The 25,140-nt window shown below is 64.9% G+C and carries 18 protein-coding genes; 8 read left to right on the top strand and 10 right to left on the bottom strand.

What is annotated here, in order from left to right; genetic code table 11:
• Positions 1–132 precede the first annotated feature (132 nt).
• The 4 genes from OG804_RS16000 to OG804_RS15985 all read left to right on the top strand — a co-directional run bounded on the left by OG804_RS16000 (position 133) and on the right by OG804_RS15985 (position 4,787).
• Positions 133–1,038: a hypothetical protein gene (locus OG804_RS16000; RefSeq protein WP_328387346.1), complete on the top strand. Its 906-nt coding sequence runs from the start codon at positions 133–135 to the stop codon at positions 1,036–1,038.
• A complete protein-coding gene (locus OG804_RS15995) occupies positions 1,035–1,520 on the top strand; it encodes a hypothetical protein (protein ID WP_328387344.1) in 486 nt (161 codons plus the stop codon). Before OG804_RS16000 ends, OG804_RS15995 begins: the two co-directional genes overlap by 4 nt.
• Positions 1,511–3,559: a hypothetical protein gene (locus OG804_RS15990; protein WP_328387342.1), complete on the top strand. Its 2,049-nt coding sequence runs from the start codon at positions 1,511–1,513 to the stop codon at positions 3,557–3,559. The genes OG804_RS15995 and OG804_RS15990 overlap by 10 nt, the downstream gene beginning before the upstream one ends.
• A 364-nt stretch (positions 3,560–3,923) precedes the next feature.
• Positions 3,924–4,787 (top strand): restriction endonuclease, encoded by an 864-nt coding sequence (locus OG804_RS15985; protein ID WP_328387340.1) that lies wholly within the window; start codon positions 3,924–3,926, stop codon positions 4,785–4,787.
• 330 nt (positions 4,788–5,117) lie between these two features.
• Here the strand turns inward: OG804_RS15985 and OG804_RS15980 are convergent, their stop codons facing one another.
• The 5 genes from OG804_RS15980 to OG804_RS15960 are packed head-to-tail and all read right to left on the bottom strand — an operon-like array spanning position 5,118 to position 10,849.
• Positions 5,118–6,833 carry a class I adenylate-forming enzyme family protein gene (locus OG804_RS15980; RefSeq protein ID WP_328387339.1) on the bottom strand — a complete coding sequence of 572 codons (1,716 nt, stop codon included), beginning with the start codon at positions 6,831–6,833 and terminating at the stop codon, positions 5,118–5,120.
• A complete protein-coding gene (locus OG804_RS15975) occupies positions 6,830–8,185 on the bottom strand; it encodes an MFS transporter (protein WP_442941535.1) in 1,356 nt (451 codons plus the stop codon). The genes OG804_RS15980 and OG804_RS15975 overlap by 4 nt, the downstream gene beginning before the upstream one ends.
• Positions 8,182–8,715: a 3-isopropylmalate dehydratase gene (locus OG804_RS15970; RefSeq protein WP_328387337.1), complete on the bottom strand. Its 534-nt coding sequence runs from the start codon at positions 8,713–8,715 to the stop codon at positions 8,182–8,184. Before OG804_RS15970 ends, OG804_RS15975 begins: the two co-directional genes overlap by 4 nt.
• Positions 8,712–9,956, bottom strand: a complete 1,245-nt coding sequence (locus OG804_RS15965) for a 3-isopropylmalate dehydratase large subunit (protein ID WP_328398433.1) — start codon at positions 9,954–9,956, stop codon at positions 8,712–8,714. The genes OG804_RS15970 and OG804_RS15965 overlap by 4 nt, the downstream gene beginning before the upstream one ends.
• A 17-nt stretch (positions 9,957–9,973) precedes the next feature.
• The gene (locus OG804_RS15960) at positions 9,974–10,849 is read right to left on the bottom strand and encodes an isocitrate lyase/PEP mutase family protein (protein ID WP_328387335.1); all 876 of its coding nucleotides are present in this window, start codon (positions 10,847–10,849) and stop codon (positions 9,974–9,976) included.
• A gap of 148 nt (positions 10,850–10,997) precedes the next feature.
• On the opposite strand from OG804_RS15960, the gene OG804_RS15955 reads away from it, so the two are divergent.
• From OG804_RS15955 to OG804_RS15940, 4 genes are all read left to right on the top strand, one after another.
• On the top strand, positions 10,998–11,816 hold the full coding sequence (locus tag OG804_RS15955) for an IclR family transcriptional regulator (protein WP_328387333.1): 819 nt from the start codon (positions 10,998–11,000) through the stop codon (positions 11,814–11,816).
• Positions 11,817–12,025: 209 nt separating this feature from the next.
• Complete coding sequence (locus OG804_RS15950; RefSeq protein ID WP_328387331.1) at positions 12,026–12,520, top strand: sensor histidine kinase; 495 nt, start codon at positions 12,026–12,028, stop codon at positions 12,518–12,520.
• The gene (locus OG804_RS15945) at positions 12,517–13,089 is read left to right on the top strand and encodes a response regulator (protein ID WP_328387329.1); all 573 of its coding nucleotides are present in this window, start codon (positions 12,517–12,519) and stop codon (positions 13,087–13,089) included. Before OG804_RS15950 ends, OG804_RS15945 begins: the two co-directional genes overlap by 4 nt.
• A 202-nt stretch (positions 13,090–13,291) precedes the next feature.
• A complete protein-coding gene (locus OG804_RS15940) occupies positions 13,292–13,705 on the top strand; it encodes a hypothetical protein (RefSeq protein ID WP_328387327.1) in 414 nt (137 codons plus the stop codon).
• A 117-nt stretch (positions 13,706–13,822) separates the two neighbouring features.
• Here the strand turns inward: OG804_RS15940 and OG804_RS15935 are convergent, their stop codons facing one another.
• The 5 genes from OG804_RS15935 to OG804_RS15915 all read right to left on the bottom strand — a co-directional run bounded on the left by OG804_RS15935 (position 13,823) and on the right by OG804_RS15915 (position 25,136).
• Positions 13,823–20,260 (bottom strand): hypothetical protein, encoded by a 6,438-nt coding sequence (locus tag OG804_RS15935; RefSeq protein ID WP_328387325.1) that lies wholly within the window; start codon positions 20,258–20,260, stop codon positions 13,823–13,825.
• A gap of 926 nt (positions 20,261–21,186) precedes the next feature.
• Positions 21,187–22,032, bottom strand: a complete 846-nt coding sequence (locus tag OG804_RS15930) for a mycofactocin-coupled SDR family oxidoreductase (protein ID WP_328387323.1) — start codon at positions 22,030–22,032, stop codon at positions 21,187–21,189.
• Positions 22,025–23,647 carry a class I adenylate-forming enzyme family protein gene (locus OG804_RS15925; RefSeq protein ID WP_328398431.1) on the bottom strand — a complete coding sequence of 541 codons (1,623 nt, stop codon included), beginning with the start codon at positions 23,645–23,647 and terminating at the stop codon, positions 22,025–22,027. Before OG804_RS15925 ends, OG804_RS15930 begins: the two co-directional genes overlap by 8 nt.
• Positions 23,647–24,348 carry an ABC transporter ATP-binding protein gene (locus tag OG804_RS15920; protein WP_328387321.1) on the bottom strand — a complete coding sequence of 234 codons (702 nt, stop codon included), beginning with the start codon at positions 24,346–24,348 and terminating at the stop codon, positions 23,647–23,649. The genes OG804_RS15925 and OG804_RS15920 overlap by 1 nt, the downstream gene beginning before the upstream one ends.
• Positions 24,345–25,136, bottom strand: a complete 792-nt coding sequence (locus tag OG804_RS15915; protein ID WP_328387320.1) for an ABC transporter ATP-binding protein — start codon at positions 25,134–25,136, stop codon at positions 24,345–24,347. Before OG804_RS15915 ends, OG804_RS15920 begins: the two co-directional genes overlap by 4 nt.
• Between the last annotated feature and the right edge of the window lie 4 nt (positions 25,137–25,140).

Below are 25,140 nucleotides of genomic sequence, written 5' to 3'. Positions count from 1 at the left end.
GTGCTGATCTGGCTGGATCCTGTACCGGAAGGTCCGCTTGGCGATAACATTTCTCCCTTGGGGAGTTCTCTAGACCCCGTATCGACGATAGTGCTCCCGCTGTGCGTCAGCGGATTGACAGCGAGGTAGCGTGTGGCTTTCAGGGAATGGTATGGAAACGAGTGGCAAGACTACTGCCTCCAGCTCCTGCGTGCGCGCTATGCAAGCCACGAACTAGTGGAGGTTCCTGACCGACACAAAGGTGATCTGGGCCTTGAGGCGTTTACGCACAACGGAGTTGCATTCCAGTGCTATGCGGCTCAAGAGCCTGTCTCTACTGCAGAACTATGGGAGCATCAACGCGATAAGCTCACTACCGATCTTGGAAAATTGAAGAAAAATAAGATCGAACTTGGTCGATTGCTAGGTCCGGTTGCGATTCACGCGTACGTATTCATGGTTCACCGGCACGAATCTCGTCAACTTGTTGCGCATGCGCAGACGAAATCTACGGAAGTTAGAGGCTGGGAACTCTCATTTGTCAGCCCCGAGTTCAGGATTACAGTCGAGACAGACGAATCTTATAACAAGGAGCGAGACCTTTTATGTTCCATCCCGGAGCAGTTGGTAGACCTACGCGATGTTGATGAGTCGGTTATCGACGGTTGGCGATCGAGTAACGTTCCACTGTTCGGGGACGCGCGCAGGAAGCTTGTCAACCTTGACTTGACCGGCGTGCGCCTGGAGTCGCGTTTAAACGCCCTACTTGACCAGTATCTAGTTTCCGAGAACGGCATGGACAGCCTGCGTGACAGATATCCTGACAGCTGGAGGGGGGTTTCTAGAGTAAAATCAGCGAAACGGAAGTTGCTCGCACTTGAGGTTCCGGACGGTCCCGAAGCCGACTTCGGGGCTGTCGCCATGGTTGCGAAAGAGTTGACGACGGAGATTCTGCAGGCCGTACCATCGATTGGCGAAACAACAGCGAAAACCTTTGCTTGGGGAGCCGTTGCTGACTGGATTTTTCACTGCCCGCTCGATTTTGGAGAGTCCGCATGAGTTCGCTGCGTGTGCTTGAAGAGTTCTTTGGCGAGGATCGTCATTCGATCCTATTCACCTCCAGGCCTGAGGCAATCCCGGGAGATCTGAGAATCTCATGGAGGCTGTCAGCAATTTGTTTGATACTGGACAAGTTTCGATCACAAAAGTCGCAGCTCGACCAGCTACATATTATGTGGTGGGCGATTCGTGCCGACGAAAGTCGCAAGATGTTCTTGCGTTGGTTTTCTGACAATAAACGACCAGACGAGGCAATTGTCCGTTTCGATCCATCGTTGAGCTCGACGGTAGATCTCGCATTAGGGCAAGGGTTGGTGGTGCAGCAGAGGTCTGGGTCGATCGCTCTCACAGGAGCGGGAAAGGCACTGGCACGCAGAGTTCGCGAGACTAAAGGCGTTTTTCTGGAAGAGAAGGACTTTCTGAATCAAATTCCAGGAAAGCTGACTCAGCGAGCAGTAAAGGATGTTCCTGAATGGAACTAGCGTCTCACCTGCGCATTCGGGCAGTAAGGCTGGAAGCGTCAACTCATACAGGCACATTTGCTAGAACGGTATATTTCGATAGCGGCTTGAACGTATTTCGTGCCGACAATTCAAGTGGAAAGTCGACCTTGCTTCAGGGTATAATATACGCCCTGGGCCTTGAAGGGATGCTCAGTTCCCGTCGTGAGGTGCCGCTCCCACATGCCATGACGGAGCGGCTGAACACCGGGCTATCCGAGGTTGCGGTCGACAAATCCGCCGTATTTCTTGAGGTCGAGAATCGCAATGGTGAAGTTATAACGATTGTCCGGTACGTGAAACATCCTTCAATACAGGATGGGCTTATCCAAGTGGGTTTGGGTCCTGGTCTAACGGAACGGAATATTAGCCGATATCGCGACTATTTTGTACGCCGCCCAGGGGCGGCCCAGAGAGAATTCGGATTCCATAAGTTTCTCCAGGAGTATATCGGTTGGGACCTTCCTTGGGTTTCAAAGTTCGACGGCAGCGAAGTCCCTCTTTATATGGAGACGCTTTTTCCATACTTCTATGTTGAACAAAAACATGGATGGTCCGGTGTGCAGGCGCGTATGCCGGCATATCTGGGGATACGAGATGTCGCGAAAAGGTCGGCTGAGTATGTACTGGACTTAGAAGTATTTCAACGAATTCAGGTGCGCCAGCGTATTGCATCAAATCTAAGCCAGTTGGAGTCCGAATGGAATTCCTCCCGGCAGGAATTGATAGACCTTTCGAAGGCCTCGGGTGTCGGTCTGGCAAGGATTCCTCGGCGAGTTGCGGAAACATCAGATGATAGCGCGATCGTTTTCACAGTGTTCGTCAGCGACGAGTGGATTTCGATCGAACGTGCTGTCGAGCAAATGGAACGTGGGTTAGAGGCGGCGTCTAGTAGGCCTGTGGAGTCTGTCGGTGTAGCAGCGCTGGAAGCCGAACAAGAGCTTGAGCGAGAAGAACGGTTACTCCGTACACAATTGGTGTCACTGGCGGCTCTCGCGGAAAGACGCGATGAAGTTCGAAAAAGAATACTGCAACTTGATTTGCGTGTTGAGGCGCTACGTGAAGATCTCCAGCGACATAAAGATGCAAAGGCCTTGATAGGATTGGGATCTGATCTCGCGGCTGATCTGATCTCCGATCATGTGTGTCCTACGTGCCATCAAGGTGTTGATGATGGAATGGATATAACATCGCATGCGATGTCGATTGACGACAACATCGAATTTGTTGAACGTGAGGTCCGGACCTTCACTGCTTCGCGAGATGACATTGTCCGTCAGCAGGAATCCCTCGCGCTTCAGGAACGCGGCATTCGTGGTGAGTTGGCTTCAAACAGGCGTCGTATCCGCGCACTTCGAGAAACTTTGAGCACCCCCAGTAATTCGCCTTCGGTGGCGGAAGTCAGGCGACGCGTTGAGCTCGAAGACCGTCTTGAGCGCATCCGGGCCAGTGCAGGGCAGCTGGAAAATCTGCGTTCTAGGTTGCTGGACCTCGGTACGCAGTATGGCCGACAGAGACAGCTGTTAAAGGGCGCGAGCGGCTCAGAGCTGGATAGTTCGGACATCGAGAAAATTGATCTGTTGCAACGGCAAGTCCGTACTCAGTTGAGGCGATATAATTTCCGGTCGCTACCGCCGAATGAAATCGAGATAAGCAAGGATACCTATCGTCCAGCGCACGAGGGGTTTGACCTGGGTTTCGATCTATCGGCGAGCGACAATATCAGGGTTATTTGGTCCTACTTGTTGGGTATTCTATACGTAAGTCGCGAGCGAGGAGGGAATCATCTCAATCTGCTGATTTTCGATGAACCTCGCCAGCAGGAAACGGCGCCGGAAAGCTATCGCGAGCTGTTGCAACAGGCTGCGGAGCAAGGGGCAATGGGCGAGCAGATCATTTTTGCGACTAGTGAATCGTCGGGTCGAATTCGAGCAATGTTGGGAGAGGCGCGCGCAAACGTGCAATATCTCGAGCGCGGGGAGAAACTGCTGGTTCCTTCTGAGTTCAGCCTTATGCGTTGACGTCTCCGCTCCGGTAATAAGGTACCCAGCCTGGCATGTCGGTGTTATAGGATAACCGCATATTTTCGAATCTGCCCGCGAGTGCAGGTCGCGTACATGCTCGCCGTAGCCTGGATGTCTGCGCTGTATTCTGTACAGCTTATCGTGGTGCTTCGAATTCTGTAGATGAAGCATTGAATTCGGAGTTAACAGGATGGGATATTCAAGTATTATGGTTTCCTTTTTGAGCTACTTTTATGGGGGCATTCCGATACTTCCGTCGGCGGAAAAGGCGGTGGGGCAAATGTAATGCCGATACCGGATTGGTACCTCCAGCACCTGGTCAGTGGTTGTAACGTTCCTGTTCAGGAAGGGATTAATAGGCATGGCGCGTTACCGGTACCGGGACATGCACGTAAACGTGCGCGACACTGCAAGGCCACGCCCGCACCATGAGGTGGCCGAACATCACGCTGCCGCGCATATGCACTGGCTCGGCTACGGGGATGCCCAAGTCACGCCACGGGGTTCGGACGGTGGGATCGACGTCGTTTCTTCACAGGCGATCGCGCAGGTGAAGATGCATATGAAGCCTGTCGGTGCGCCGGACCTGCAACGTCTGTTCGGCGCACGGGGAAATCTTCACCACCAGGCGATGTTCTTCTATTCCCTGTCAGGCTACAGCCCGAAAGCCCTTGCGTACGCCAACGAACACGGCACTTTGCTCTTCCTGATTGGCCTGCACGGCATAGCTTCGCCCGTGAACGAGGCAGCTAAGCGGCTAGTCCGTGGCGTTGTTGATTCCCAGCGGGCAGAAGATAACCGCCGGCAGCAGCGTTTACAGCGGGTCGCGAGGGGGGAGAGCGCGCCGCAGTCACGGGCCGAGGAGCAGATTCGGCGGTTCGCGCAGATCGGGCGGTCCGCTACCCCGCAGCCCATGCGGCGGACTCGGGGCGGTGAGCAGTTCCCTGATGCTGAAAAGATCGCTCGTATGTGGGTGAGTGTGGCTGGGCGGGTGAATCCATCAGGGGAGCATCGGTTGAGGCAGGCGTGCGATTTGGTGGCGATATGTGCGTCAGGAGCGGTCGCCGGCGTTCTTCTGCTATTTGCGACGGTTGGGGTTTTCGTGGTCGGTGTCGACAACTGGGTTCCCGTCGTAATTTTCTGTTTGGCTGCTTCCGCCGGGTTCGGAGCCGTCGGTTGGTTTGCGTGGCTTAGGTACGATCGCCGCGATAGGGGCGGGTCCTGAGGATTCTGTGGTTTGAGTCCTGCTGGAGCCTTTAAGTAAGGCATGGAAGGCTCTCTTACGAGATCCTCGATGGTCAAAATTGTCGACCAATCAGCCGGACTCAGATGGCCCTGCGCGCACTATCCTTCTCCTATCGCCAGGCGTTGTGTGCTGGTCCAGTTCGCGTTATCTGGTCGGCCCGCCCGGCCACCAACTGCTCCGCAATAGCCGACCCGTCGAACAGGAACCGATGGCAGAATTCATCGTTGCAATGCGCGTCGAACAAGACGTTTGCCACCTGTCATTCTATTAAATTATGCTCGGAAGCTAGTGTGACGGGGACAGGAAAGCTCAATTGCGCAGTTCATGTCGGTGCGTTTGGTCACGCAGCGCTCGGCGGCGGATCTTCCCAGTCTGGGTTTTTGGCAGAGCTGGGATGATTTCGATCGTCCTCGGCCGCTTATACGGAGCAAGTCTATCGCGGGCGAACGCGATCAAGTCGTCGGCCCGGGCCGTATGCCCGTCTTTCAGGGATACGTAGGCAGCCACCGACTCACCTTGGTACTCGTCGGAAACTCCCACAACCGCCGCTTCGAGTACTGCCGGGTGTTCGTAGAGGACGTCCTCGACCTCACGTGGCCATACCTTGTAACCGGAGACGTTGATCTGGTCTTTGATCCGGTCGACGAGGTAGACCCAGCCCTGCTCGTCCACGATCGCGCTGTCGCCGGTTCGGAGGCGGCTTTGAGGTAGAGCGGCTTTGGATTCTTCTGGTTTGCGCCAGTATCCGCGGATGACCTGTGGGCCGGTGACGACTAGTTCGCCTTGGCTGCCGGGTGGGAGAGGGTGGCCTTCGGGGTCGACCACCTCGGCGTTCACTCCTGGGAGTGGTAGTCCAATGGACAGGGTGCCGCTGTCCGGGTCGACCGGGGCGCTCGTTCCGGGGGGCACCGCGGTGACTGCCGAGGAGGTTTCGGTCATGCCGTAGGCGTTGTGGATGTAGTGGCCGAAGCGTTCCTGGAAGCGGGCGACCGTGCTCGGCGGGACCGGCGCACCCCCGCTGTACAGCGTTTTGATGGTGGAGAAGTGTTCGGCCGTGGCGTATTCCGAGTTCATCATCGCGTTGAAGGCGGTGATGGAGCCGATGGTGTAGGTGACGCCGTGTTCGCGGAGGGCGTCGACGGCTACGTCGGTGTGGAAGCGGCCGGTGAAGACCAGGGAGGTTCGTTCGGTGAGGGCGAGGGCGCCGATGACGACCGCTCCGGTGATGTGGAACAGCGGGGCCAGGGCGAAGACGACGTCGCCGGGGGTGATGCCGGCGAGTTCGGCGAAGCTGGTGGTTACCGCGCGGACGTTGGCGTGCGAGTTCATCGCGCCCTTGGGCGGGCCGGTGGTGCCGGAGGTGTAGGCGAGGAAAGCGAGGTCGTCGCCGTTTACCTGGACCGATGGGGGTTTCCGGCCGGCGTACTCGTGGGCCAACGTGAGCAGGTCGGCTGCTTCGGCAGGGTGGTCTGCGGACCCCTCGGTGGCGGAGGGGGTTTCGGGTTTGAAGACGCGGGGGTCGTTGCGGGACTGGAGGTCCGACTCCGCGGTGCCGAGTACCCACCCGACTGTGGTGCCCTCGACGTCCGCCCGGACCTGCCGCACATCGCGGTCGGTGGTGATGATCCCGACCGGTTCGGCATCGCTGACCAGTTCGCGGAGTTCGCGGCCGCGATACATCGGGTTGAGCAGCAGGGCGATCGCGCCGAGTTTCCACAGGGCGAGCAGGACGAGCGCGTATTGCGGGATGTTCTGGAGGTGGATGCCCACCCGCTCACCGTGGCCCACGCCGCGGTAGGCGAAGGCGGCCGCGAGTGCGTCGGCGAGGTCGTCGGTTTCGCGGACGGTGAGTGTGGTGTCGAAGTAGACGAGGGCCGGGGCGTCGGGTTCGTGCTGGACTCGGTCGTTCCATGCCGCCACGAGTGTGGCGAACTGTGCGGTTACCTCTCGCGGGCGGGACGCCCCGCCCGCCGCACCCTCATCAAATGCGGCGGACGGGGCGTTCCCGGTATTACCGGTGGTCATGCGGGGAGTTCCTCGCGGCTGGTTTCGCGGATGGTCGCGACGGTGAGTAGGCCGATGGCGCAGACGCCCATCACCCAGTAGGCGGGTGACATCGCGCTGCCGGTCGTTTCGACGAGCTGGGCGGCGACATAGGGGGCGGTTCCGCCGGCGGCGATGGTGCCGATATTGAAGCCGAGGGAGACGCCGGTGTAGCGGACGGTGCGGGGGAACAGTTCGGTGAACAGGGGGAACGCGGGGACCTGGACGACGCCGTTGAGGACCATGTAGACGAAGTAGACGAGGCCGATGACGACGATGCTGGTGGTCGCGCCCATGATCAGGAACGCGGGGAGGGCGATGACTACGTAGGCGAGGTAGCCGGCGATGAGGACCGGTTTGCGGCCCCACCGGTCGGTGGCCATGCCGGCGAGCGGGAAGGTGGCGCAGGCCAGGGCGATGCTGACGGCGGAGGTCCAGTAGACGGCGTCTTTGGAGAATTCCAGGTCTTTGATCAGGTAGACGCTGAAGTAGGTGAGGCCGATATAGCCGGAGCCGTTCATCGCGATGGCGACGCCGATGACGCGGAGTACGGACAGCGGGTTCTTCTTGATGACGTCCATGAGCGGGCTCTTGGTGACCTGCTTCTTCTCGGCCATCTCCTCGAACTCGGGGGTGTCCTCGAGCTTCATCCGGACGCGGAGGCAGATGAGGGCGAGGGGGAGTGCGAGCAGGAACGGGATGCGCCAGCCCCACGACTCCATCTGTTCGTCGGTGGTGGCGAGTGCGACCACACCGACGACGGCGGCGGCCACGGCGAAGCCGAGGGTGGAGCCGACGGGGGTGAAGGAGCCGAAGAAGCCGCGGCGTTTGGGCGGGGCGGATTCGGCGATATAGGTCGCGGCACCGCCTACTTCGCCGCCGGCGGAGAAGCCCTGGGCGAGGCGGATGAGCACCAGGAGGGTGGGGGCGAGCACTCCGACGGACGAATGGGTCGGGAGCAGACCCAGGACGCCGCAGGCCACGCCCATACAGACGACGGTGATGACCAGTGCGGATCGGCGGCCGCGGCGGTCGCCTAGGCGGCCGAAGAAGATTCCGCCTAGGGGGCGGGCCACGTAGGCGACACCGAATACGGCGAGGGTCGCGAGCATCGAGGCGCCGGGGCTGTTCGAAGGGAAGAACAGGGGCGCGATGGTGACGGCGAGGAAGCCGTAGACCGCGAAGTCGTAGTACTCGATGAGGGTGCCGACGCCGCCGGCGATGGCGGCCCGGCGTGCCATGGACGGCGACTTCTCCGGTGCTATCACCGGTAGCGGGCCGGAGGGGTGCGTATCACGACGGGTGTCCTGGACGCGGTGATCTACGTTGGTCATTGCGCTTGTCCTTGGCTTGCGTGCTCGGCGAGCAGGAGTTCGTACGAGCCACCGGCCTCGATGACCTGGACGGTCCGCGGATTCGGTGGATTACCGACCAGTTCGGTGCCGTCGGCCAGGCGCATGGCCGCGGAACGCCAGTCGAGTGCCACGGGATCGTCGACTTTTACAGCGGTCGAGATACCGGGGATCGTGATCAACGGCATGCCGTTGAAGGTTTCGCCCCGCCAGAAACCGGGCGAGAACGATTCCGCGACGATCGCCTGGATGCCCGCGTTGCGGAGGGCGACCATCGGCGGATAGTGCGGATGACCGTAACCGAAGTTACGGCCGCCGACGATGATATCGCCGGGGCGGACGCGGTCGGCGAAGGAGGGGTCGTAGGCCTGCATACACACCGACCGCAGGTGGTCGGGGTCGTAGGACTTGATATTGGAGACGCCGACGACGAGGTCGATATCGAAATCGTCGCCGAAGATCCAGGCGACCTTGCCCTCGATCACGTCGGGCGGGGGTGGGTAGGCGCTCACTGGACGGACTCCTGGATGGTGCCGGCCAGGGCGCTCGCAGCGACGGTGTACGGGGAGCCCATGTAGATATTGGCGTCGGGGCTGCCCATGCGGCCGGAGATGTTGAGGACGCCGGTGGAGATGCAGTTCTCGCCGGCTTGCAGGGGCTTCTGGTAGCCGAAGCAGAAATCGCAGCTCGATATATTGATATGCGCACCCGCGGCCCGGAGCACATCGAGGATGCCCTCGTTCTCGGCTTGCTCGTACACCTTCTGCGAGGTCGGGACGACATTGAGCTCCACGCCGGGCGCCACCTTGCGGCCGTCGAGGACCAGGGCGGCGGCGCGTAGATCTTCGATGCGGCCGCTGGCGCACGAGCCGATGAAGGCTTTGGTGATCGGGGTGCCGGCGAGTTCCTGGGCGGTTTTGGTGTTGACGGCCCGGGCCGAGCCGGGGAGTACCACCCGGGGGGTGAGGGTGGCGAGGTCGATCTCGTAGCGGGCCGCGTAGGTGGCGTCGGCGTCGGGATACACGGCGTCGAAGCTGTGGCGGGCGACCTTGTTCGCGTAGGCCAGCGACATCTCGTCGGGTTCGAAGATGGCCGAGACTGCGCCGGTGAACATGGCCATTCCGCACAGGCCCTGGCGGTGGTCGATGGCCATCGAGCGGGCGCCGGGGCCGCCGAATTCCATCACCTGATGGGCGCAACCGTCGGCGCCGACCATATCGATGATGGTGTGCACGAGGTCGCGGCTGTCGACGCCGGGCGGGAACTCGCCGACCAGGTCGAAGCGGGTGGTGGCGGGGATATCGACGAAGACCTGGCCGGTGACCCAGGCTTCGATGAGGTCGCGGCGGATACCCCAGCCGAGGGCGCCGAACGCACCGACACCGCTGATGTGGCCGTCGAAATGGACCAGGAATTCGCCGGGGATCGCCAAGCCGAGTTCGGCGGTGAGCTGGTGGCCGATGCCGCGGCCCTCGTGCAGCTCGATGCCGTAGAACTCGCACCAGTCGCGGGTGACCTGGTGGACTTCGGTTTCCTTGTCGTTGCCCTTGCTGAGCATGTGGTCGATGAAGATGATGTAGCGGCTCGGATCCTTCAACTCGGTGATCCCGAAGTCGTCGCGCATCTGGCGGAACATCACATCGGTGTAGCCGGGGAAGTCGTAGGCGATCATCCGCGACGGCTGCACCGCGTGGTTCTCGCCGCTCCGGACCATCTTCTGATCCGAGGCGCGGCCCAGGATCTTCTCGGTCATCGTGTAGCCCACGGCGGTCACCGGTCCTGTTTCGCGGGTAGGTACTTGTTCTGCTTGGCCTCGACCTCGGGGAAGCCGATCAGTTCGACGAACTCGTGGTGCTGGAGGGCGTCGGCGCTGACCTGGGCGGGGGCTTCGCCCGCGGCGAGCCGTCGCAGCGCCTGCTGCGCGGCGCCGGTCGCCGCCATCAGGACCTGGGTGGGCAGCAGGGCGAGGCGGACGCCGATCTGGTCGAGGATCTCGGGGGTGAAATCACGTTCGGTCCAGGTCGAGGCGGTGAGGGTGGCCATGAGCGGGACCCCGACCGCCTCGTGGCAGCGCTGCCATTCCTCGACGGTCGCGAAGGTCTTGGTGACCGGCATGATCATGTCGGCGCCGGCTTCGACGTAGGCCTGGGCGCGGCGGATGGCCTCGTCACCGCGGGCATCGGTGCGGGCGATGAGGAGAACCTCGTCGGGGATCGAGTCGCGGACGGCGCGGATCTTGCCGGTCGCTTCGTCGACGCTGATCAGGTCTACGGGGTCGCCCACGCAGATGGGGCAGGACTTGGGGGAGACCTGGTCCTCCATGAACATTCCGCCGACGCCCGCGTCGGCGAATTTCGCGGCGGTGCGGGCGGCGTTGACGGCGTTGCCGTAGCCGGTGTCGATATCGGCGACCAGCGGCAGCTTCGAGGACTCGCGGATCGTGCGGACTGCCTGGAGGTTCTCGGTCTGGGTGTAGAGCTCGGCGTCGGGGAGGCCGAGCGCTGCCGAGACGGCGAATCCCGAGGCGCACAGTGCGCTGAATCCGGCCTGTTCGGCGAGGCGTGCGGTCAGGCCGTCCCATACGCCGGGCGCGTAGACCAGGCCGCGTGACGTGAGGTCTTTCAAGGTCGGGCTGCTCACTGTCAAACTCTCCGTTTCGCAATGCGGAATGCGTTTCAAAATCTCGATACGAGACGGTAAGGTGGCTCAGGTCACAAAGTCAACCCCGATCGATGAATCAGTTCGTAAGGTGGCGAGATCGATCGCCCGAGCCGTGGAAGCGAGTGAGTATCAAGTGGCTGTGCCGTCCGAGCCGAAGGCGACTGTGCCCGCCGAGTCCGAGGTGTCCGGGGGGCGCGATGTCGTGGGTGCCGTGCTCAAGGCGTGCACGCTGCTCGGTCACTTCAGTGCGGACCGGCCCACCTGGGCGTTGAACGACCTCACCGTGGCGAGCGGGATGAACAAGACCACCGTGTTCCGCCTGATGGCGACCCTGGTCCAGGCGGGATGGGTGGACCGCACCGAAGAAGGCGCCTACCGGGTGGCTATGCCGGTGTTCGAGATCGGCTCCGCGGCGCTGGCCAAACTCGATATCCGGTCGGCGGCAAAGCCGTTCATGACCGAACTGGCGACGGCGTTCGGCAACACGGCCTATCTGATGGTGCCGGCCGAACAGGGTGCGGTCTGCATCGATCTGCTCGAGGGGCGTAACTCGCTCGTGGTCGCCGGGATCAATGTCGGGTCGGTGATGCCCTATCACGTGGCCGCGGGGCCGGCCGTCATGCTCGCCCATTCGAAAGCGTTGCGGGACAGGTGGATCACGAATGATCTGCCCGCGATCACCGAGCAGACCATTACCGAGGCGGACCGGCTCGTCGAACATCTGGACGAGATCGAGCGAGCCGGCTATTCGGTGAGCAATTCCGACTATCTGCCCGGGGTCGCCGCGGTGGCGGCACCGATCCTGGGGCGGGACGGATCGGTGGTCGCTTCCATCAGCGTCGGTGGCCGTTCCGAGGAGTTCGAAGGCGAGGCGCTCACCGCGAAGATCGAGAAGGTGTGTGATGCCGGAGCGCGGATCACGCGGATCGTGCAAGCGCTACCGCGCGGCTAGAGCGAATCCCGGAGTCGGTCGGGCCGCGGGCTGTCGGCCGGTCTCCCGCGCCGATACGAAGGTAGCGCGTACGCGACCGTGAAACGGTCCTGTTCTCCACCGACTTCCCCCGGCCGCCGCTCTGTAATGGAGGCGTGGATACAACGCTGGCCCACAGGCGGCCGTTCGGGCACAACACCGTAAGCCGGAGGGGGGTTCGATGGTTCCTGTTGCTTGCCTTCGCGGGGGCATGGATTCCGTGGGGTATCGCCGGAGCGGCCGGGTATTCGCTCGACGATCCGGTCGTCCAACTGCTCGTCCTGCGCGGTTTCTCACCCCGGGTACTGGCCGAACGCGGCCTCGAACCGGCATTGATCGATCTCGCGGCGGATCTGCCGCTGGATATCCGCATCGACCTCGACGCGCCGTCGGTCCCCGGCAACCGGCTGCCACCGGCCGTCGAGCACATGTCCTACGTGCTGGTCGCCGAATGCCTCACCAATGTGGTCCGGCACACCGGCGCGGCCCGGGTCGGCGTGCGCGGCACGCACACCGACCGGAAGTGGATACTGAGCATCACCGACGACGGGCCCGGCGGCGCGCATATCGTGGCCGGCCACGGCCTCGAACGCCTGCAGCGCAGGCTCGCCGCCCTGGACGGACAGTTGACGGTGACCAGTCCGCCCGGCGGGCCGACGACCATCCGGATGGAGTGCTCAGTGTGACCGCACCACCCCCTCGACTGCGGATCGTGCTGGCCGAAGACAGCCCACTGCTGCGCGCGGGACTCGAGAGTGTGCTCACCTCGGCCGGACACGAGGTGAGCGCGGCGGTCGGCGACGCGGCGGGTCTCGTCCACGCCTACGCGGCCTACGCACCGGATCTGGTGATCACCGATGTGCGGATGCCGCCCAACGGCACCGACGACGGACTCCGCGCCGCGGCCGAGCTACGCGGCCGCGACCCGAATCTCGGCATAGTCGTTCTCTCCCAGTATGTTTCGGTCGCATATCTGGACGATCTACTCGGTGCTGATTCGACCGAAGGCGGTGTGGGCTACCTCCTGAAAGAACGGGTGGGACATGTGCGGCAGTTTCTCGACACCGTCTCCCGCGTCGCCGCGGGCGAGACGATCGTCGATCCCGAGGTCGTCCGCGCACTCGTCAAATCGAGCAGGCACCGCACACCGCTGGCCGATCTCACCGCACGGGAGCGGGAAGTGCTCGCGCTGGTGGCGGAGGGGGCTGCGACACTCATCTACCTCCGCTCGCTCGGACAGTCTCCTGCCCGCTGAGCAGCGGGTCCCTTCCCCCGAGCGGCGAGGTCGTCGCAGTCGGAGTGCACATCGAATTCGGCGGCCACGGTCGTGCCGATGCTGTGCACAGAGCCGGCGGCCTCATATCAGGGGCGTGGGTGGCCCGCCGCGCGGTAGTGTTCCGGGCATGCGTGGTGGGAGAACGGGGGGCCGGTGGCTCGTCGCGGTTGCTTTGTTGCTGATGGCGCCGATTGCCGGTTGCGGACATTCGGTGTCGGGCAGCGCGGTCGCGGCGGAAGCGGAAACCGTCGAATCGGATTCGCTGAACCTGGCTGATATCACCGGCGTCTGGGTCGGCACGTACACCTGTGCACAGGGTGAGACCGGGCTCGAGCTGACCGTCGAGGACAGCGGGCGGACCGAATTCGCCTTCCATCCCTTGGCGAACAATCCTGAGGCGAAGTCGGGCAAGTACGAAATGCGTGCCTCGGTCCAGGGCGAGAAGGTGGAGTTCGACCAGGTCCGCTGGATCGAACGGCCCGGTGACTACGGAATGGTGGATCTGGTGGCCACCCGGGTGCAGCCGAGCACCATGCGCGGGAACGTGTCGGCCGCGGGATGCACGACGTTCCAGGTCGAGCGGAAGCGGAACTGATCGATTCCGGGGCAGCGGACACCCGGGATCACCCTGGCACGGATGAACTCTGTTGTGCTGCGGCGTGCCCTGCCTGGAGGTTCTCGGTTCGGGTGTAGAGCTCGGCGCTCGCACGAACTACCGGCGACCCCGCTGCCACGGAGTCGGGACCGGTGCTCGGCCGTTGCGCTCGTGATTCTGCTGCGGCGTCAGTGTCTGGTCGGGGACGTCGCGGTCGGCATGCGCGGCCCATGGTGCGGGCCTGCGGTCTTTGCGAGGGGGGAGGTCGAGGGCTTCTTCGATGTGGGGGATGCGGGTCGACCGGGCTGGTGACCGTTCGGGTGCGGTGTCGAGGTTCCCGGTGTCGATCGGACGCTCGCCCCTGGTGGCTGTCGGCGGTGCGGACTCCGCGGGATCGGGTCCGATCCGCGCACCGTGTCCGGAGGTTTCGTTTCCGGCGAGTGGTACTTCCGGGATGGTGTTTGTGAGGTTGGTTTGGTGGGGGGTTTTCCAGGGCTTCGGTTGGTGGGTTGTGGGGGTTTCGGCGGGGTGTGTCGGGAGGGCCGATCGGGAGTTGAACGGTTTATCCGGTGACGAGGGCTGCGCGGCGCCCGGTGTTCGTGGCGACGGCGCCTCGGGGCCCGGTTCGGTCGGGGTGGGGGCCTGCTGGGGGCCCGGCTCGGGCGGCGGTGGGGTGGTTTCGGGAGATGAGCCTTGTAGCTCGGATTCGGGGTCTTCCTTGTGTCGGCGGCGGAATATCCCACCGCGCTTCGGCGGTCGCGCGGGGGACAGGCCGCCTTTGTTGTTGTCGGTGAAGTAGGCGAAGGAGACTGTGTCGGGGTCGTCGAGGAGCTTGCCCAAGCGGAGGGGGACGCCTTCGATATCGGTGATGATCGCGCCCTCCACCTGGGTCCCCTTCTGGGTGATCACGACGGCGAGGGCGACCTCGTCTTGTCGGGTGCGGACTTTTCCGACGATATCGGCGACCGCGGCGTCGCCGGTGAGGGCATGCGGTCTGATCTTGGTGCCGATGATGTCCTCGAGCGGTTTCCAGCTGCCCTTCGCGTTCGACTTCGGGTCGGTGTATTCGGTGTCGCCGCGCAGCTTTTGGAATGCGCGGGCGAGTTGTTTCGTGGTATTCGTGACGGCGGCGGGGTCGGCGGCGACGGAATCGGGGTGTGGGGACGAACCGTCGCCTGTCTGCGGCAGTTTCGCATTCCGGCGGCGCGTCGCAATTCCGATCACGGATGCCCCGATGCCCGACGCGGTCAACAACGCGGCGTCCAGCAAGCCGACCGTGGTGGAACCGAGAGCGAACATGGGGGAGAGGGCGGCGCCGGCGGCCATCCCCCAGATGAGGTTGGTGGTATTGATGGCGGAAGTCGTGCCGGCCAGCGCGTCGCCGGCTACCTCGTCTCGTTTGCCCGCGAACTGCAGGTTGTTGATATATGAGGCGACACCGGCTGTGAACGATAGCGCACCGATGGCCAGTGGTTGGCCCGGAATCAACGCGTAGGCCCCCATTTGAGCCGCCAGCGTGTACAACGACCACGGATAGGCGCGCTCAAAGGAAATGTGGCGCCGGAGCTTTTCCGTGAACGGGTATGCTGCGGCGTACCCCAGACCGAGGGACGCGAAGACTACTCCCTTGGCTGCCGAGCCGTAGTTTTGTTCGTTGGCCATGATCGCGACGTGCGATTGGCCGAGCCCGACCGCGAAAACCGCAGGCGGGCTGATGGCCAGGTACCATTTCATCCAGTCGTCCGCCAACATGCGGCGGATCCCGGCCACGGTCCCAGGCTTTTTTGTCGCCTTCTCTCCCTTGGCTTTCTGCTCCGCCACCATTTTCTTGAACTCCGCGGCCTCTTTTTTGAACTCGGCCCGCGTCGGCGAGGGAAGCTTCGACAGCACGAATAAGTTCACGCCGTGTGCCGCGGCGAGGAGTCCGTTCATGAACCAATCGCCGATCGCCGAGGCCGCCGGACCGAGCCCTTTGCCCACCGCGCTGCCCGACGAACGCTCGATCAATGAATACTTTCTGGCGACAACCTTTTCTTCCTCGGACTTGGCCAACCACATGTTGTAGAGCGTCCCGATATTACCGTTGACATTATCGATGAAGACCAGGATTCCAGCCACGCCTATCGCGGCGTATATGACGCCGTCCAGTCCGAACATGATCCAGCCGCCGGCGGCAGCAGACGCCGTGAGACCGAGGCTCGACATGAATTTCAGTGATTCACGATGTCGGAAACTGTTCCCAATTTTGACAGCCGAGAGGGAACCCACGAATCCTGCTGCGTTGGCCGTGAGTTGCGCAACCGAGAGATCGGAATTCGTCGCGCCGTGATCGAGCAGGAACGAGCTGTTCAACTGGATGATCGAGGTGGTCGCGATGGCGATCGGGACAGAGGTGAAGAACCGTTTCCGGAGGTTCTTGTTGGGTGGGGTTCTCGCGGTGTGGGCCGCAGGCGAATCCAGGAATTTCGAGGCGCTATTGGTCGCCGGGGCCTGTTCGGGCTGTGTGGCTTGGTCGGGTTGCGTGGCTTCGTCGGGCTGCTGCACCGCCGTGCCGGGCTCTTCGGCGGCTGGTTCTTGGATTATGCGCTGCGGTTCGGCCGGGGGCTCGGCGACGGGTGCGGGGGCCGGGGTGGTTTCCGAACCCGGCTGTGGCGCGGGTTGCGGTGCGCCCGCCGGCGGCGGTGTGGGCGTGGTCGGATTCGACTTCGGCCCGCCACGGTTCTTGCGGCCCTTGTGGGGTCTGTTTCCACCGGCTTTCGCTTGAACCCACGGGAACGAGACGGCCTCCACCGGTTCGCTCGGCGGCACCGCGAGGAAAGCACCCGGTCTGCTCGCGTGATCCGGGAGGCCGCTCAGCGGTGGGAGGTAGTCGAGGCTGGAGGGGTCGAAAGGGACCCAGCGGGACGGGTCGGTGGGTGCGCCGGGTGCGTTCCTGTCGAAGCGGGTGGGGAATTGGTTCGGACGCAGGACAGTGTCGGGAGATGCGGTGGGGGACCCGGCGGGGGGTGGGGCAGGCAGCGGGGTCGGGGGTGTGGCGGACAGGCGTTGTGGCGAGGTGGACCACGGGTTCGTCGCGGGTTCGGTCAGCGGGTTCGCTTCCGCGGCATCTCGATCGGTGTCCGCCGGCTGGTCTAGGAATGGGCTCGTCGCGGGGAAGGTCGGGCGGAGTTCGGTGTGGTCACGGGGTACCGCGAGCTCTCGGTCGGACTGCTCTTCCTCCTCGATGTGCGGGACGCCGGGGAGATGGAATTCGCCACCGTCGGGCCGCTGGTATTCGCGGGGCGCCTCGACGGGAAATGTGGTGCCGTATTCGCCGGGGTTCGGGAAGACGTCCGGCCGGGGGAGGATGAACTCTGGATCGGAGGCCGGAGGCTGGTACTCATCGGGCTCTGCGTCCGGTGTCGTAACAGTCAGGCCGCCCGTGGCCGGGGCGTGCGTCGGCGCGTCGTGGGTCGCGATCACCTCGGCTCTGGTGCCGAGCCCGCCTGCCGGTGACGGCGAATCTATCGGCGGGGTGGCGTAACCCGTCTCCGAAGCCGCGGCCGCCGCAGTCGCGGTCGTAGCGGCTGCTGCCGTCGCGGCCGCGGCAGTCGACGGAGGTTCGGTGCGCGGTACGCCCGGCTGCGGCCCGGGATCGACCGGCGCTCGGAGGCCGGTGGCACCGGGCTCCGGCGCGATGGCCGATACGTGGGCGTTCGCCGTGTTCGGCGGGAGGCCGGGTTCGGACTGCGGTGTGGCCGTAACCTCTTGGTGTGCGCCGTTGTTCGGCGTGGTGGTCGATCCCGGAGTGTTCTCAGGAGTCGATCGCGGCGGCGCTGTGGGGGGTTCCGTTGTGTGAGTGGGGGCGGCGTGAGCGGTTGGTTCCGCAACAGTGGGGCTCGAGGTGACCGTTTCGGTCGCGTTGGGGACTGCGGTTGCGGTCTCCGGCTGCTGGGCCGCGGTCACCGGCGGCGCGTTGTCCGGTGTGGGCGCCGAGGGGAGGTCGAAGGCATGGGCGAGGTCGGCGAACGCGGCGTGTTCGGCGGGGCTGAGCGAGGTTTCGGGGGCGGGCGGTGCGTTGGCGGGACGGTCCAGGAGTGCGGTGCCGCCGTCGACTCGGTTGCCGAGGTTGTCCCAGGGGACGTCGATACCGATCATGCCGCCGGTCTCGCCGTTGTGGAGTTGGAACTTCGGCAATCCGTCGGTGAAGTAGACGCCGTTGACGATCTTGGTCCGGGGCAGTTGGTCGTAGAAGTTCTCGAGGGCGTCGGGGTTTTCGCGGGTGCTGACCCTGTCGGTCCGGTTGCCTGCCGAGTCGACGTCGTATTCGAGGACTCTTCCTTCGGAATAGGTCTCGCGGTCGATCACGACGCGTTTGATCTCGCCGTCGGGGCCGGTGACCACCCTGGTGAGCCGTTCGGAGATCACGACGTGGCCGGGTTTGGTCTGGGTGACGGTTCCGGCGTGTGCGCCGTGCTCGAATTGGAAGGCGAAAGCGTTGTGTCCGCCGTTGTTCGCGACCTCTTCGACGAGTTCGCGCGGTGTGCGCCACCCGCCGGGTTTGAAGTCGCCGCCGACGGCTTTGGCGTAGGACCCGGCGTCGACGCCGGCGACCGCGGCGTCGTCGACGATCGCGGTGGGGTCGCCGCCCCATTGAACGTCGTGTTGGTCTACGTAGTCCTTGGTGCGGGCCACCGCTTCGGGGGCGCAGTTCATTTCCCCGGGGCCGCGGTCGTAGGTGATGAGGCCGGAGGGGTGTGAGCCGTCCCCGGTCTGCGGTGGCACGCCGCCGGTGAGGTCGGGGTGATTGCCGGTGGGTGGGTCACCGGCGCCGGTGACCGCGTGATCGGCGGTGGGAGCGAGAGCGCCGCCGTCGTGTGCCGCGGGGGTGAATTGGTCGGGTGCGGGTGTGGTGTCGGGCGCCGTTACGGCGGGGGCGTCGGCGAGCGCGGTCGGCCCGGATCCGTCGGCGACTCCCGAGTGAGGCGGGGCGGCGGTCGGGTCCGCCGAGATCATGGGGGGCGGGGTGTCGGGTGTGGCCGAGACGCGCGGGCCCGGGGCGTCGGGTCCGGCCGATGTCGAGGAGATCACACGCACCGGCCGGGCCTCGGGCGCGGCCGAGGCGCCGGCGGGTGCGAGGTGGGGTGTTGCCGGTGCGGCGGTGTGAGGTGCCCCCGGACCTCGATTCCCCGTGGGCGAATTGGATTGTGGCCCGGAATCTTTCGAGCCGGAGCCGCTGGCGGGGGGTAGCTCCTGGCCGGGGTGGCGGGGCACGCCGCGTGGCTCGGCGAGATAGTTCTCCGCGGCCTGCCGGGGGCCGCCTTCGGCGAATTTCGCGGGGTCGAGCTTGGCTCTGGCGTCGTCATAGATCTGATTGATATCCCCGACGAGCTCGGGGGGAACCTCTTGTCCGTGTGCCATATCCGTGCTCGACAGGTCCCTGGGCGGGACCGCGTGACCGTCTCCGGCCGCGGTCACCGACCGCCCCGGCCGTCCCGTTTGCCCCACCGGGGCCGAAGTCTGCTGAGGGTTGCCCGCGTCGCCGATGACCGGATCGTGCGGGTGCACGGATCTGATGTCGGGAGGCGCGGCCCCCGCGCCGGAGTCGGCGAATACCGGTCCGGACCGGGACGCGGCCCGCGCGGCGTTCAACGACGACCCCACCGAGGTGACCAGACCGGACCCCGCCCCCGTGATCCCCATACTGAGCAGATCCTTGCCCCGCAGTTCACCACCGGTGACCGCCCAGGCGGTGACCCCACCGGCAACCCCGCCCGATATGCCACCCCCGGCGCCCGCGGCCAGCGTCGCCAGCACCTGCCCGCTCATCCGCGCAGTCCGCGTCGACGCCACATTCACCGTGCGCCGCAGCACCGTCGACGCCAGGATCCGCCCCACCGGAGCACCGACCATGGCGCCCGCGGCGGCCGCGGCAGTCGCGACCCCGACGTCCTTCCAGTTGGTTTTCTTCCGGTGCCCCCACGCGATCTGGATCTGCTGCGCACCCAGGTTGACGCCGCCCCCGATCCCCATGCCGAGCACGGCCGCACCCACTGTCGCCGACAACCTCGGGAATCGCACCACCAACCTGGCCAGCAGCTGCGCCAACTGGAGCAGCATGCCGCGCCACCCCATCACCGCGGCCTCCCTGGCCGCGAGCCGCTGCGCGTAGATCAGCACCGACCCGCCCGCGGCGAACAATGCCAGCGACGCCGCCACCTGCAGCGCCAGCGTGATGATGATCCCGTAGGCCAGCAATTGCTGGAACTCCAGCACCATGGCGGTCTCATAGGCCTTGCGCGCCAGATCGTCCAGACCCTTGGCCACCGACCGCATATCGGCGATGTTCGCCGCGATCTGCTCGGCGACCGTGTCCCCGGCCGCCCCCTCGAGCACACCCGGCAACTGCTCGCGCGCGACCCTCTCGAGCTCATCGGCCAACTCCGAGAGTCCACTCCCCGCCGCCGAATGGTGATCTCCGCACCGACGCAGACCCTCCGCTTTGCACTCGGGGACCTGGCCTGCGACCACCTCGACGATCCACGGCGGAATGCCCTCCGGAAGCCCCAGATTCACTTCAGGACCTCTCCATGCCGGGCGCCCACCGGGACCGCCGCCGTATCGGCCGGGAGCGATTGCGGCAGTCCATCATCGGAATCGACGAGACGGTCGCCACCCGCCCGAGCGGCGGAGTGAGCGTGGATGGCTTCGAGCACTGGGGTGTGGCCGTCGTCCAGGGCGATGAGAGCCCGGCCTCTGATCGAGGATCCGGCCTGCGCGTGGACGGGACGCCTAATGGGCTGTGCTGCGGGAATATCGGAGTTCGGGCATGCGCCGAAGGAAGATTTATCCGCGGGGTTTCGCATCGTCGCGCCGGTTGCGGAGGATCCGGCGGGATGTGTCGCGCCGGAGGGTGTCGAAGTCTGCGAGCGGGGCGTCGCTGTCGGCGGCGGATATCACCCGGGCCGGCGATGCCGTGCCCGTGGTCCGCGGTTCACCGGTGGGCATATCGGTCCGGCAACCGATATTCCGCCGGTGTTCGCCTTGTCGAAGAGATGTTCTCGACCGAGGGTGCGCTCGGTCGTCGGAGTGACATCGGTCTATGCGAACCAGCACACCCGTCTCCATCGGGTGCTCGGGACCAGGTTTCGGTGTTGGGGGCACGACCCGGCAGCCGCGCGGGCCGAAGACGGTCCGCGTGCGTCCGGTCGACGCATCGGGTCGGTCGGCGCCGCGCAACACACGGGAATTGACATGTCGGTGAATTTAGCCCGGCGGATTCGGCCGGGGCGGATCAGGAACTTCCCAATGTTGGGTATCGCGCGGGGAGAGTACATCATTCGGCCGCCGGGGCCGATGCCGTCGCCGCGGCGGCGGGCCGGATCCAGGAGCGGGATTCTCCTCCTACCGGGCCCGATGGGGATTCGAATCGCCGATCCGTCCTGCGGAAGCCTATGTCAGCGAAAGCGATTCGCTAGTGGAGTTCTGATCCGCGCCGGCTCTCACGGCATCCGGGCAGTCGCCCCGAGCCCCACGTCGAGTACCGATCCGGTTGTGTAGCGGCCGGATTCGCCGACCAGATAATCGACCGCGTCGGCGATCGCCTCCGGTGGGCACCACGGGATCCGCATGGGGCTCATCCGGGCGTATCGGTCTTCGACGTCTATTCTTTCGGGGTGGTCGAGATCGGGTGCGAACAATGAGTACAACGCCGGGTTGTGCAGCATCGGGGTATCCACATTGGTAGGGCAGACGACGTTCGCGGTCACGCCGCTTTCCGCGTATTCGAGAGCGACGGATTTGACCAGACCGATCACACCCCATTTCGACGCCGAGTAGTGGGCGAGATTCGGAGTTCCCTGTCTGCCGCTCATCGATGAGATCGCCACGATCCGGCCCGACTCGGTGGCGGCCATATGGGGTAGGACGGCCCGGATGCAGTGGAACGTCCCGGTCAGATTCGTGGCCAGCATATCGGCCCACATTGCGTCGGAGAGTTCGGCGGCCGGCGCGAATCCGACGATTCCGGCGCACGTTACGAGAATGTCGATGCCGCCCGCGCGTGCGGCGACCGCGTCGGCGAACGCGGTGACGGACGTGGCGTCCCGGACGTCCAGTACGGATGGGTGGCAGTCGCCGCCGTCGCTCTCGATCAGGCGGGCTGTCTCGGCGAGATCGTCGCTGGTCGCCAGCGGATAAGGGGCTGTATCGCTGGGCGCGCACAAGTCGGCGATCCACACGGTGGCGCCGCGTCGGGCGAGCGACCGCGCGACCGCGCGACCCTGTCCTCGCGCGGCGCCCGTGACGATTGCCGTGCGGCCGGTGAGGTCGGCTACGCCGTCAGGCATGGTCATCTCCCGTGTTCGTCTCGATCAACTGCCGTACCCGGGCTTTGGCGATCTTTCCGCCGGGGGCCAACGGCATATTCTCGAACACTCGCAGTCGTTCCGGTAGGTATTCGCGGGTGATTCCGGCTTCGCGAAGCCACGAATTCAGCTCGTCGAGCGTCAAATGGTCGGTTCCTGGAGTCAATGTCACCGCGGCACACAGTCGTTCGCCGAATATAGGATCGGGCACGCCGACCGCCGCGACCATTTCCACCGCAGGGTGCTCGCGAACGAAGTCCTCCACTTCGAGTGCGGAGATGTTCTTGCCGCCGCGAATGATCAGGTCCGCCAGCCGCCCCACTACTCGCAGTCGATCGGATTCGTCGACTTCCACGATGTCACCGAGGAGGATCCAGCCGTCGTCGGTGAACAGTTCGGCGTTCGCGGCCTCGTCGTTCCAGTAACCGGGCGATATGAGCGGTCCGCGCACCGCGGGCTGTCCACGCCGGACGCCGGGGCCGCCTTCGTTCGTGCCGTCGTCGAGGACCCGGACGTTCATCTCCGGGATGAGGCGGCCGCTGGTGCCCAGCCGGGTCTCGTCGTCATCGTCGACCGTGGTGGCGCTCGCCGCCCCGGTCTCGTTGGAACCGTAGAACTGGAGGACCAGCGCGCCGGTGGCTTCCTCGAAACGTTTGGCCTCGGCGTAGGGCACGGCCTCGCCGCCGGTGAACATGACTCGCAGCGTGCTCGCTCGGGCCGGTGTGCTGTCCGGTGTCTGCAGCATCATCCGGAACTGGGTGCTCACACAGGCCAGCACGGTGGCGTGGTGGCGGGCCATCAGATCGATTGCGATCACGGGATCGAATCTGTCCATCACCAGGGCCGGCCGGCCGAGGAGCGCCGGCAGGAAATGCGAGGTCCACAGCCCGAACCCGAAGGGCGCGGGGACGAACGCGGCGACGACCTCCTGTGCGTGCATGGCGGCGTTGCGGCAGGCCACCGCCGCGAAGGAGTTCCACCGCCGCTGGGTCTGCTTGACCAGCTTCGGCCGCCCGGTCGTGCCCGACGTGCTGTTGAGGAGGCACACGTCGTCCACGGAGAACTCCGCCGGAACTGCGGGGCGCCCGGTCGCCCAGGCCGCGTCGCCGTCGATGGTGATCTCCGCGCCGTCGACGAGGACCAGCGCTGCCGGGGTCGCGTCGCGTGCCTGCAATTCGCGCACCAGATCGGACACCGGTCGCCCGCGGTTGTCGCTGGTGGTCACGAGCACGGTGGAACCGGACGCCGACATCAGATGAGCGACTTCCGCCGGTCCGGAGCGCGCCCCGACCGCGACGGCGAGCACCCCGGCGCGGTACGCCCCGACCAGCGCGGCGTGGAACTCCACGGTGTCGGGCAGGTAGACGGTGGCGGCCGGAGTGTTCCCCAGGGAGAGCAGCGCCGCGCAGACGCTGTCGGCGATGCGGTCGTATTCGGCCCAGGTGGTGGTCCCGGCCGGGCTGATGTACGCGGGTTCGTCCGCCCGGCTGCGGGCCCAGTGCCGAACCAGGTCGCTCACCGAGTAGTCGGTGAACGCGTCCGGGTCGGCGGTGAATCCGGGGGTGTCGGCGATATCGGCGCGGCGGGCCGGTTTCATCACAGGGCTTCCTCCAGCATGCCCATGGCGGCACGGTAGGCGGTATCGAGGTCGGCGGCGTTCTCCTTCGGCTCGGAGAGGGTGCCACGGATCATGACGTACCCGCGGTCGACGATGCGGGAGACACGGTGCAAAGCCGGTTCGGCGACCACGACCGTGATCCCGGTGTCCGCCAGCTCGCGAACGTGGTCGAGCAGCTCCCCGGAGATCTTCGGCGACAGCGCGGTGGTCATCTCGTCGAGCAGGAGCACCCGCGGTGCGACCAGCAGGGCGCGGGCGAGCACCAGCATCTGCTGTTCGCCGCCGGAGAGGACGCCGGCGAGCTGTTTCGACCGGGTCCGCAGGATCGGGAACCGGTCGAAGGCCGTGTCGAGGACGTCGTTGCGGGCGCCCAGCAGTCGTGCCCCGATCTCGAGGTTCTCCCGTACCGTCAAGCGCCCGAACAATTGCCGGCCCTGAGGGACGAAAGCGACTCCGGCGCGCAGCCGCTGCTGGGCGGGCGCACCGCTGAGCTCGGTGTCGTCGAGGGTGACGGCGCCGCGTGCCGGAGTACTGCCGAACAGCGCGGAGAGCAGGCTCGACTTACCGGCGCCGTTCGGCCCCACCAGCGCGGTGACCTCGCCCGAGCCCGCGCGCAGCGTGACGTCCCGGACCGCGACGGCGTTGCCGTAGCTGACCGTGATCCCGTGGGTGGTGATCATCGGGCCTCCTCAGGGGATGCGGTGCCGAAGTAGACGGACTGCATTTCCGCGCTGCGCATACAGTCCTGCGGGGTTCCGGTGAAGGCCACCCGGCCGTCCGCCAGCAACACCACCGAATCGGCGAGTTCGGCGATCAGATCGACATTGTGATCGACCAGGACGACCGACCGTCCCGAGTCGCGGACCTTGTGCACGGCGTGTGAGATTCGCGCGATCCCGTCGGTATCGGATCCGGCGAACGGCTCGTCCAGCAGCAGCACCCGGGGTTCGGCTGCCATGGCGCGGGCGATCTCGACCAGACGCTGCGATCCGAGGCCGAGGCTGCCGGTGGGTACCGGCTCGGTGGTGACGCCGTACTCCTCGGCGACCGCCCTCGCCTGGTCGAGTACCGCGTGCGGTGTACCCGCGAGGCCGCGCAGGAGAGCCAGTAGTGCGGCGCCGTAGGAACCGATCGACCGGCCGACGATACCGGGCACGATGTTCTCGACGGGTGTCAGTTCCAGTGCCAGTTGTGGGTGCTGGAAGGTGCGGGCGAGCCCCGCTCCGGCTCGCCGGGCCGGACCGGAACGCAGTTCGCGGCCTTCGACGTGCACCGTGCCCGAGCTGGCGGACTGGGTGCCGACGATGCAATCGACCAGGGTGGTCTTTCCCGCACCGTTGGGGCCGACCAATCCGAGCACGCGGCCGGGCGGTAGCTCGAACCCGACGTTGTCCACGGCGGTGACGCCGCCGTAGTGCTTGGTCACTCCTGCCACGGACAGCAGGGCTGCGGAGGATGTGGATGCCATCGTG

Origin of the sequence: Nocardia sp. NBC_00416 (genome assembly GCF_036032445.1) — a bacterium.
Classification (GTDB): Bacteria; Actinomycetota; Actinomycetes; order Mycobacteriales; family Mycobacteriaceae; genus Nocardia.
This window is presented reverse-complemented; position numbering and strand designations above follow the sequence as displayed.